The 10,134-nt window shown below is 72.2% G+C and carries 10 protein-coding genes; 6 read left to right on the top strand and 4 right to left on the bottom strand.

Translation table 11 applies throughout. The annotated features are described in order from the left end of the window. The 5 genes from OZN99_RS17630 to OZN99_RS17610 form a co-directional block, all read left to right on the top strand. A partial coding sequence (locus OZN99_RS17630; RefSeq protein ID WP_270936575.1) for a lytic transglycosylase domain-containing protein occupies positions 1-982 on the top strand: 982 nt, incomplete at its 5' end. A gap of 73 nt (positions 983-1,055) precedes the next feature. Beyond that, complete coding sequence (gene moaB / locus OZN99_RS17625; RefSeq protein WP_270936574.1) at positions 1,056-1,595, top strand: molybdenum cofactor biosynthesis protein B; 540 nt, start codon at positions 1,056-1,058, stop codon at positions 1,593-1,595. A gap of 94 nt (positions 1,596-1,689) precedes the next feature. Then, a complete protein-coding gene (gene ettA, locus OZN99_RS17620; RefSeq protein WP_270936573.1) occupies positions 1,690-3,369 on the top strand; it encodes an energy-dependent translational throttle protein EttA in 1,680 nt (559 codons plus the stop codon). A 61-nt stretch (positions 3,370-3,430) separates the two neighbouring features. After that, entirely contained in the window at positions 3,431-3,949 is a 519-nt protein-coding gene (locus OZN99_RS17615; protein WP_270936572.1) for a GNAT family N-acetyltransferase, read from the top strand. 171 nt (positions 3,950-4,120) lie between these two features. Then, entirely contained in the window at positions 4,121-5,107 is a 987-nt protein-coding gene (locus tag OZN99_RS17610) for a tripartite tricarboxylate transporter substrate-binding protein (RefSeq protein ID WP_270936571.1), read from the top strand. Positions 5,108-5,148: 41 nt separating this feature from the next. Here the strand turns inward: OZN99_RS17610 and OZN99_RS17605 are convergent, their stop codons facing one another. After that, positions 5,149-5,787, bottom strand: a complete 639-nt coding sequence (locus OZN99_RS17605) for an MlaC/ttg2D family ABC transporter substrate-binding protein (protein ID WP_270936570.1) — start codon at positions 5,785-5,787, stop codon at positions 5,149-5,151. 48 nt (positions 5,788-5,835) lie between these two features. Continuing rightward, positions 5,836-6,645: an MlaA family lipoprotein gene (locus OZN99_RS17600; protein WP_270936569.1), complete on the bottom strand. Its 810-nt coding sequence runs from the start codon at positions 6,643-6,645 to the stop codon at positions 5,836-5,838. A gap of 170 nt (positions 6,646-6,815) precedes the next feature. On the opposite strand from OZN99_RS17600, the gene metF reads away from it, so the two are divergent. Continuing rightward, a complete protein-coding gene (gene metF, locus OZN99_RS17595) occupies positions 6,816-7,778 on the top strand; it encodes a methylenetetrahydrofolate reductase [NAD(P)H] (RefSeq protein ID WP_270936568.1) in 963 nt (320 codons plus the stop codon). Between the two features lie 66 nt (positions 7,779-7,844). On the opposite strand, the gene OZN99_RS17590 is transcribed toward metF, so the two are convergent. Further along, on the bottom strand, positions 7,845-9,665 hold the full coding sequence (locus OZN99_RS17590; RefSeq protein ID WP_270936567.1) for a phosphatase PAP2 family protein: 1,821 nt from the start codon (positions 9,663-9,665) through the stop codon (positions 7,845-7,847). Between the two features lie 263 nt (positions 9,666-9,928). Next, positions 9,929-10,134, bottom strand: a 206-nt coding sequence (locus OZN99_RS17585; RefSeq protein WP_270936566.1) for a hypothetical protein, incomplete at its 5' end; no start/stop codon positions are given.

Raw genomic sequence — 10,134 nt, 5'->3', positions numbered from 1 at the left:
CTCCCCGGCTGCCCGCGCGGCGGCCGCCTTCTGGACCGCGCGCGCCGCGGTGCGGGCCCGCCGGCCGCAGCTCTACGTTCCCTGGATGATGCAGGCCGCGCAGGAGCCGCGCACCTTCTACGGCCTGGTCGCCCGGCGCTCGCTCGGCCTGGCCATGGGCTTCGCCTGGGAACGCGAGCTGGCCGGCGAGAGCGAGGCCGCCGCCGTGGCCGAGAGCGCCGGCGGGTGGCGCGCCCTGGCGCTGCTGCAGGTCGGGCAGCGCGACCGAGCCGAGGCCGAGCTGCGCAGCCTCTGGCCGCGCGTGCAGGGCAATCCGGGCACGATGCGGGCCATGCTGGTGGTGGCCGCGCAGGCCGGGTTGGCAGACCTGGCGTCGCAGCTTGCCGCGTTGCAGCAGAGCGCGGATGGCCGCCCGCGCGACTTCGCGCGCTTCCCGCTTCCGCAGCTTCGCCCGCAGCAGGGCTTCCGCACCGATCCCTCGCTGGTCTACGCGCTGGCGCGCCAGGAATCGAACTTCGATCCCGACGCGGTCTCTCCGGCGGGGGCGCGCGGGCTGATGCAGATCATGCCGGCCACCGCGAGCTACGTGACCGGCGATCCCTCGCTGCGCGGCGCGGGGGCCAGGCGGCTGCACGACCCGGCCTTCTCGCTCGAGGTCGGGCAGCGCTACCTGCATTACCTCGCGCGGCACGAGCAGGTGGGCGGCGACCTGATCCGGCTGCTGGCCGCCTACAACAACGGGCCCGGCAACCTCTCCCGCTGGCAGCCGGCGGTACGGCACAGGAACGACCCCTTCCTGTTCATCGAGAGCATCCCGGTGGGGGAGACGCGGCAGTTCGTGCAGCGCGTCCTGACCTATTCCTGGATCTACGCCGCGCGTCTCGGCTTCGCCTCGCCCAGCCTGGACGAGATCGCCGCCGGGCGCTTCCCCCGCTTCCTGGAGGCCGAGGAGGTCGCCGCCCTGGTGCGCGTGGGGCGCTGACCCGCCCGTTCCTGCGGAGGGGCTGGGGCGGCGGCCCCGCAGCGCCTATCTTCGGCGGCCAGGAGATACCCCGATGCCGATCGACGAGAGCCGTGCCTTCCTGCCCGTGAACATCGCCGTGCTGACCGTGTCCGATACGCGCGACCTGGCGTCCGACCGCAGCGGCGATACCCTGGCGGAGCGCATCGTGAAGGCCGGCCATCGCCTGGCCGCGCGCGAGATCTGCAGGGACGAGGCGCCGCTGATCGAGGGCATCCTGCGCCGCTGGATCGCCGACCCCGAGGTGGACTGCGTCATCACCACCGGCGGCACCGGCATCACCGGCCGCGACGTCACGCCGGAGGCCTTCGCCCGCGTGCTGGAGAAGGAGATCACCGGCTTCGGCGAGCTGTTCCGCATGCTCAGCTACGCGAAGATCGGCACCTCCACCATCCAGTCCCGCGCGATCGGCGGCGTGGCGGGCGGCACCTACCTGTTCGCCCTGCCGGGCAGCACGGGCGCCTGCAAGGACGCCTGGGACGACATCCTGCTGTTCCAGCTCGACAGCCGCCACCGCCCCTGCAACCTGGTGGAGCTGATGCCCCGCCTGCAGGAACACCTGAAGGCGGCCTGACCCCGCCGCCGCCTGGGCTTGCGACGGGTGGCATCGCGCCGCCCGGCGCGATAGAACCCGCGCCTCTCCCCATTTCCGCCGGAAGCCCCAGCCGATGCCCGCCTGGCAGTACGTCTACGTGATGAAGGATCTCACCAAGTCCTATCCGGGCGGGCGTGAGGTGTTCAAAGGCATCACCCTCTCCTTCCTGCCCGACGCCAAGATCGGCGTGCTCGGCCCGAACGGCGCCGGCAAGTCCACGCTGATGAAGATCATGGCCGGCCTCGACAAGGAGTTCGGCGGCGAGGCCTGGGCCGCGGAGGGGGCGCGCGTCGGCTACCTGCCGCAGGAGCCGCACCTCAACCCCGACAAGTCGGTCGGCGAGAACGTCATGGAGGCGTTCACCGAGCTCAGCGGCCAGCTCGCCCGGTTCAACGAGATCTCCGAGGCCTTCGCCAACGAGATGTCGGAGGAGGAGATGAACGCCCTGCTCGCCGAGCAGGCCGAGCTGCAGGAGAAGATCGACGCCGCCGAGGGCTGGGAGCTGGAGCGTCGCATCGAGATCGCGCTGGACGCGCTGCGCTGCCCGCCCTTCGACAGCGCGGTCGCGCATCTGTCGGGCGGCGAGCGGCGGCGCGTGGCGCTGTGCAAGCTGCTGCTCGAAAAGCCCGACCTGCTGCTGCTGGACGAGCCGACCAACCACCTGGACGCCGAGAGCGTGGCGTGGCTGGAGAAGACGCTGCGCGAATGGCAGGGCGCGGTGCTGGTCGTCACCCACGACCGCTACTTCCTGGACAACGTGACCAACTGGATCCTGGAAGTCGATCGCGGCCGCGGCTTCCCCTACCAGGGGAACTACTCCGCCTATCTCGACCAGAAGCGCAAGCGCCTGCAGCAGGAGGAGCGCGAGGAGAGCGCCCGCCAGCGCCAGCTGGCCCGCGAGCAGGAGTGGATCGGCCGCAGCCCGGCCGCCCGCCAGGCCAAGAGCAAGGCGCGCATCACCGCCTATGAGGAGATGCTGCAGAAGAGCCAGGAGAAGGGCCCCGGCGAGGCCGAGATCATCATCCCGCCCCCGCCTCGGCTGGGCAACACCGTCATCGTCGCGGACAAGCTGCGCAAGGGCTACGGCAACCGCCTGCTGATCGAGGATCTGGACTTCAAGCTGCCGCCCGGCGGCATCGTCGGCGTCATCGGGCCGAACGGCGCCGGCAAGTCCACGCTGTTCAAGATGATCACCGGCGTCGAGCAGCCGGACGGCGGCACGCTGACCGTCGGCGAGACGGTGAAGCTGGGCTATGTGGACCAGAGCCGCGACAGCCTGGACGACAGCAAGACCGTCTGGCAGGAAATCTCGGACGGGATGGACCAGATCACCATCGGCAAGCGCACCATCCCCTCCCGCGCCTATGTCGCCGCCTTCAACTTCAAGGGCGCGGACCAGCAGAAGCGCGTCGGCATCCTCTCGGGCGGCGAGCGCAACCGCGTGCACCTGGCGAAGATGCTGAAGCGCGAGCACAACGTGCTGCTGCTGGACGAGCCGACCAACGACCTCGACGTGGACACGCTGCGCGCGCTGGAGGATGCGCTAGAGGATTTCGCCGGCTGCGCCGTGGTGATCAGCCACGACCGCTGGTTCCTCGACCGGCTGGCGACGCACATCCTCGCCTTCGAGGGCGACAGCCATGTCGAGTGGTTCGAGGGCAACTTCGAGGCCTACGAAGCGGACAAGCGACGTCGTCTCGGCGCCGCGGCGACCGAGCCGCACCGTATCAAGTACCGCCCATTGGCAAGGTAGATCCCTCTCCCTCTCCCGCGCGTGCGGGGGAGGGTCGGGGTGGGGGCAACGCGCGCGCCACATGTCCGCCAACCTGCACGCCGCCCCGCGCACGCTGCGGACCGACCGGCTCTCGCTGCTGCCGCCGGGGCCGGAGCACCTGCCCGACCTGATTCGCCTGAAGGCGGATGAGCGCGTCTTCGGCTTCATGCTGCACGGCGTGCGCACGCCCGAACGCACGCGCGAGGAGCTGGAGGACGACATCGAGTTCTGGCTGGTGCGCGGCTACGGCACCTGGAGCGTCTTCGAGCGCGCGACCGGCGACTTCCTCGGCATCTGCGGCCTGATGGAGCGGCCGGACGGGCGCGGCGTGGCGCTGCGCTTCGCGTTGTGGCCGGAATGCCGGGGCAAGGGCTATGCGCGCGAAGCCGCGGCCGCCGCGCTCGAATTCGGCCACCGCGCCGGGCTCGCGCGCATCATCGCCGTGGCGCGGGAGACCAACCTGGCCTCGCGCGGGGTGCTGGGCGATATCGGCATGCGCGAATGCGGCGAGTTCCGCCACCAGGGGCACCAGATGCTGGTGTTCGAGAGCCGGCGCTGAGCGGCGGCGCGGTGCGCGCGGCAGGGCGATGACCAGGGGCGGCTGTGCCTGCACGGGCCGGCATGCCGGACATGCAGCCGGAGCGGGTGCGATCCGTTTCTTTATCCGAGCGATTCGCGTAGATCGAGATTTCGTGATCGGAGGACGCCGTCCTCTTTCCGAGACCGAGGCATGGCTGTCGCTCCGACCCTCACTCGCCGCGCTGCCCTGGCGGCCTGCACCCTCGCCGCCTCCGCCGTTGGGCGGGCCGAAGCGTCCAGGCCGCCGCTGCGCCTCGTCGTGCCCGGCGCGCCGGACAGTCCGATCGACACGCTCGGCCGCGCGCTGGCCGATGCCGTGGCCGTCGCGGGCAATGCCGCTCCGCATGTGGAGAACCGATCGGTGGACCGCGGTGCGCGCGCCATCGCCACGATCGAGCATGCCGTCCCGGATGGCCGCAACCTGCTGCTGTTCGGCTCCGGGCTGGTCGGCGGGCGCTACGGCCGCGATCCGCTGCCGGTGGACCCGTTCCAGCGCCTGACCGCCGTGGCGCAGGTCGCGCGCGAGCCGCTGGTGCTCGCGGTCCGGGCGGATGCGCGCTTCGAGACCATTCCGGACGTGGTGGCGGCCGCCCGGGCGCGCGGCCCGCGCGAACGCGCGCTTGGCGGCACCGACGCGCTGGCCTGCCTGGTGGGACGGGAGATGGGCCGGCTCTGCGGCGCGCATCTGGCCCCGACGCTGCAGGAAAGCAGCGCGAACATGATCTACGACATCGAGGCCGGGCTGCTGCTGGCCGGCTGGCTGCGGCCCTCCGCGCTGCCCGTTACGCGGCGCCAGATCCGCCTTCTCGCGGTGTCCGCGCGCCGTCGCAGCGTGCTCTGGCCCGATGTGCCGGCCGCGCAGGAGCTCGGCGCCGAAGGCCTGGACCTGGAGTGCTGGACCGGCGTGTTCGGCCCCGCGGGCATGCCGCTCGACGCCGTCGCGCGCACCTATCGCATGCTGGAGGATGCCTTCGCGAGCTGGCGGCTGCGCGGCGCGACCGCCGCACTGGCCATGGAAGCGGAGCTTCGTCCCGGCGAGCAGCTGCTGGAGACGATGCGTCGGCACGACGGCGTCTGGGCGGCCGCGCAGCGCGCGGAGGATCTTGCGCGCTGGCGTCCGGCCGCCAGCCCGCCCTGACCGGGTGGGCGGGGCTCAGGCCATCCGGCGGCCCAGGCGCATCAGCCGCCCTCGCGCGCCGCCAGCTGCTGGATCTGCTGGCGCATCGCCTGCAGCAGCGACGCGACATTGCCGCCGTTGCGGCTGATGACGCTGCTGTATTCGCTGCGCGTGGTCAGCCGCAGGCTGGTGCCTTCCGCGATCACGTCGACCACCTTGGGCTGACCGTTCACCTCTGCCACGCGCCAGTCCAGGCCGAAGGGGGGCGTGTTCGGCCGCTCCACCACGGTGTTCACCAGCGCATCGTCCTCGGTGCGCGCCTGGGTCCGCCCCAGCGCGAAGCGCACGCCCTGGTACTCGCCGAAGCGCGCCGACAGGTTGCGGATCAGCACCTGCTCGAACAGCTGCAGGTATTCCTGCTGCTGCTCGGGCGTCGCGTTGCGCCACCAGCGGCCGAGGATGAAGCGGCCCACGCCGTCGACATCCACCGCGCGCCGCAGGATCTGCGCCACCCGCTCCCGCCGCTGGGCGACGGAGGCGCCGTTGGCGTTGATCGCGGCAACCAGTTCCTGGCCGGTCGCCTGGATGAAGCTGGTGGCGCGGGCGATGTCGACGCCCTGGGCGTGGGCCGGCAGGACCTTGGCGGCCGCTGCGACCGCTGCGGCGGCAAGCATCTGGCGGCGACGGAGCAAGGCGGTCATCGCAGGATCCTCATCGATGGTACCGCAACGGTGGCACGGCATGCGGGTTCACCGGCGCGGCCCCTCCATGCCGGTGCCGGCACCGAAGCCCGTGCCGCGTGCCGCCGGCGATTCGGGCGCGCTGTTGCGGATCTCCGCCGCGCGGCGCTGGCGGTAGGCGCTGCGCAGCGTGGCGTAGGGGTCGAGGGATTCCCGCCGCACCGCATCCAGCGGTTCGATCAGGCCCTCGCGCGTGTCGAGGCCCTGCACCACGATGCGGGTGTTGGATGCGGCGTCGAAGAATTCGCCGCCGCTGATCCAGGTCAGCGGGTTGCTCGCCGCGTCCACGCCGGCCCCCGCCAGGTCGCGCGGGTTGGACGGCCCGAGGACGGGCACGAACAGGTAGGGGCCCTCCGGCATCCCCCATACCGCCAGGGTCTGCCCGAAATCCTCGGTGTGGCCGAGCAGCCCGAAATCCTTCGCCACGTCGAAGATGCCGCCCACGCCGAGCGTGGTGTTCAGCAGGAAGCGCCCGACGGTGGTCCCGGCGCGCTGGGTCTCGCCCTGCAGGACGTCGTTCACCAGGATCACCGGGCTGCGCAGGTTGCCGAGCATGTTGCGGATGGCCGTGCGCACCTCGGGCGGCAGGAAGATGCGATAGGCCTCGGCGGCCGGGCGCAGGATCAGGACATCCAGACCGTCATTCACGAAATACATGCCGCGGTTCAGCGGCTCCAGGGGATCGTTGTTGGCCTGGAACTCCGCCACGGCCTCTGCGTCGGAGGGGTCTGGGCGTGTGGCGCAGCCGGCCGTCGCCACGGCCAGGGCCAGCGACAGGACGAGCAGGGGGCTGCGCTGGCGGCGGCGCGTGGCGGTCAAGTGTTGTCCTCCTGGCGGCATCCGGCGGGCTGCGCTGGACCGGCGCGCCCCAGGGCTTCCTGGCGCCCGCCGCGGCCTATATATGCCCGCCGGGATCGGAGCGGAACGGGCAGCGTGTCGCGAAGCGTTGCGGATGCCCGGCCGGATGTCGACGCGGGGGAGAGCCTGCCATGAACGTTGCGATGAACGTACCGTCGGCCGGCACGCTGCAGCGCTGGCTGACCGGGCCGCGTGTCGCGGGCCTGCCGCAGCCGGCGGACCTGCCGCCGCCGAAGCTCTCCTTCGAGTTCTTCCCGCCCAAGAACGAGGCCCTGGAGCAGCAGCTCTGGGCCGCGATCCGCCGGCTGGAGCCGCTGGCGCCGCGCTTCGTCTCGGTCACCTACGGCGCCGGCGGCTCCACCCGCGCCCGCACGCATGAGACGGTGGCGCGCCTGGCGCGCGAGACCTCGCTGACCCCGGCGGCGCACCTGACCTGCGTCGGCGCAACGCGCGAGGAGGTGGACGAGGTGGCGCGCGGCTACCTCGAGGCCGGGGTGCGGCATATCGTCGCCCTGCGCGGCGACCCGCCGGCCGGCGCCACCGAATACACGCCTCATCCGGGCGGCTACGCCCAGGCCGAGGACCTGGTGCGCGGCCTCAGGAAGATCGCCGATTTCGACATCAGCGTCGGCGCCTATCCCGAGAAGCACCCGGCCGCCGTCTCGGCGATCGCCGACCTCGACTTCCTGAAGCGTAAGATCGATGCCGGGGCGACGCGGGCCATCACGCAGTACTTCTTCGACACCGACGTCTATCTGCGTTTCCTCGATCTGTGCGGTGCGGCCGGCATCACCGTGCCCATCGTGCCCGGCATCCTGCCCGTGTCGAACTTCAAGCAGGTGCAGAAGTTCAGCGCGATGTGCGGCGCCTCGGTGCCGGGCTGGATGGCGCGGCTGTTCGACGGCCTCGACGACGATGCGGAGACGCGCCGCATGGTCGCCGCGGTGGTGGCGGCGGAGCAGGTGCGCCTGCTGCAGGCCAACGGCGTGGACGAGTTCCACTTCTACACGCTGAACCGTGCCGACCTGACCTACGCCATCGCGCACCTGCTGGGCGTGCGCCCGAAGGCCGCCGAGGGCGCAGCGAAGGGCTGATCCCGCGCGATCGCGGGTTCAGCTTGCCGGGCCGGCGCCGCCGCGGACGCCGGCCCCCATGCGCCTTCAGATCGTCACACGCGTTCCGTCGAAGCGCGTGAAGGAGAAGCCGTCGAAGGGTTCGCGGAAGGTCGCACGCTCGTCGCGCAGCATCGAGATCGCCACCTCCTCGCCGATCACCATCGCGGTGGCGGCATCGGACCGCCAGTGGATGCCCGACCAGTCGCGGCCCATGGCGTAGTTCGAGCCCATCTTGTTCAGCTCGCCCCCGACCGTCAGCGGCGGCCCGCTCCAGGGTACCAGCCGGGTCGGGTCGCGCGGGTCGGGCTGCACCGGATCGCTGATCACCCGGCTCTCGTCGAAGAACGCCTTCAGGATGGTCGCGACCACGGCGCCGAGTGCCGCGCCGCCGCCCGGATAGGCGGAATGCAGCGCCGCGCCTTCCGGATAGGTGTGGGAGAGCAGGAAGGTGCCGTGCTTCGACTTGCTGCGGTCCAGCGCCTCCGACCGCAGGAAGTCGTCATGCAGCGGATAGTCGCTGACGCCGTTCGCCAGACGCTGGTGCGCCAGCCCGCCATAGGCCTCCGGCCGCAGCGTGCGGTGGACGAAGTACTTCTGCCAGTAGGCGGCGCGGATCGCGGTCGGCACCGCATCGGCGAGCATCGCGCTCACCTGCGCAAGCCCGAAGGTCGGCGTGGCGGCGGTCTGGGTGCGCGAGCGGCGATAGGGGTTGGTGTCGCTCAGCGCCGGCTGGGCCAGCGGGAAGAGCCCCGAATAGCGCGGGTCCGCCCCGCCTACCGGCGTGGCCAGCAGCATCGCGGCCGCCAGCGCCATCGGCGGCCCGGAATGCACGTATTCCGCCAGGTCGCGCCCGGTGGCGATGTAGCGCGGCGTGGCATCGAAGGTCAGGCGCCGGCGCGGCGGCTGGCCGTTCTGGATGGCGAGCCATTCGTCGGGGTCGGTCAGGAACTCGTTCTCGGGCGTGACCGTGCGCATCCGCGCATCCATCCACTGCGCCGCGAGCGGCACGTCGCGGTAGAGGAACTGCGACACTACCGGCCCGTCGAGCACGCCCACCGGGACCACCACGCGCCCGCGCGGGTTGGCGCCGTCCATGTAGCAGGCGGTGGCGCGGAACAGCGTGCCGGGCGTGACGCGGCCGCCCCGCTTCGCGCCGTGGAATTCCTGGAGCCGGCTCAGCTCCTCCGTCGCGGCGCGGATCTCGCGGTGCGCGGTGTCGTCCTGGAACTCGCTGAGCGGCACGTCGCGCAACAGCGACTGCCAATAGACCTCCACGGTTTCCGCCGCGCGCTCGGCCGAGGCCAGGGCGGGCGCCGCCGGGATGCCGACCTGCGTCGGCGTGAGGCCGCGCGGGCTGACCGCGAGCGTGCCGACCGGGTTGAACAGCTTGCGCTGGCCGCCGAGCGGGATCCGCTCGAAATCGGCGAAGTCCCCGGACTGGCAGGCGGCGAAGAAGGCGCGCCAGGCGTCCTGGTCCACCTCGCCGCGCGCGTTGTGCGGCAGGCCGCGCGTGTCGGAGCCGATCCTGTTGGGATAGCGCGCCTCGTCGTCATTGGCGGGATGCGCGGCGATGGGCGTGGCGCCGCACTGGCGTGCGGCGGCTTCCCGCACCGCCGCGGCGCGCTCGCGCATCGTGCTGTCCATGGGCCGCACCGGCGGTTCGGTGGCGGCCGGCTGCGCCGGCGGACTGGTCACCAGCGGCTGGCCCGTCGCTTGGCCAGAGGCCGGCGAGACCGGCGCGCCGAGCGCCGTGCCGAGCGCAAGTCCCGCACCGCCGATCAGTCGGCGGCGGGCCAGGCCGCGATGGGGTTCCGGCATCGGTGATCGAGGCGAGGCCTCGGCTGGATTGATGGCGTGCCCACGCATGGCGTCCTCCTGCAAGGGGGGAGAGGGCCGTCTGCCGGTGGGCGCGCGGTGCGGTCTGAAGGGCCAAGGGGTCCAAGGCCGTCGCCGGGCGGCGAGCTCTGCTCTGGCCACCGACGCAGCATAGGCTAGCACCGGCGCCGATGCGGCGAGCAGCGGAAAGCACGTCGCCGGTGGAGCCTCGCGGGGGCGTGCGAAGCACCGCGCTGGTTACGTCGTGCAGAGAGGGGCGCGGTCGGGCCACGCCGCGCGGCCGCGCCGCCGCGTCACCGCATGATGTTGAACTTGTCGATGATGAACAGCGTGCCGAACAGCGTGCCCGCGAAGATCAGCAGGTGGTTCCGGATCGCGTCCTTCTTGTAGACCATGGCCGGCGGCGGCTCCGGCAGGGCCGAGGCGGCGAGCGCGGCCAGGCCGCGCGGCTCCTCCTCCGGCGGCGGGGCGGCGGGGGTCGCCTGGGCGACGGCCTCGG

The sequence above is a fragment of the Falsiroseomonas oryzae genome (genome assembly GCF_027856955.1).
Classification (GTDB): Bacteria; Pseudomonadota; Alphaproteobacteria; order Acetobacterales; family Acetobacteraceae; genus Falsiroseomonas; species Falsiroseomonas oryzae.
The sequence above is the reverse complement of the archived record's forward strand: the minus strand, read 5'-3'. Positions and strand labels throughout refer to the sequence as shown.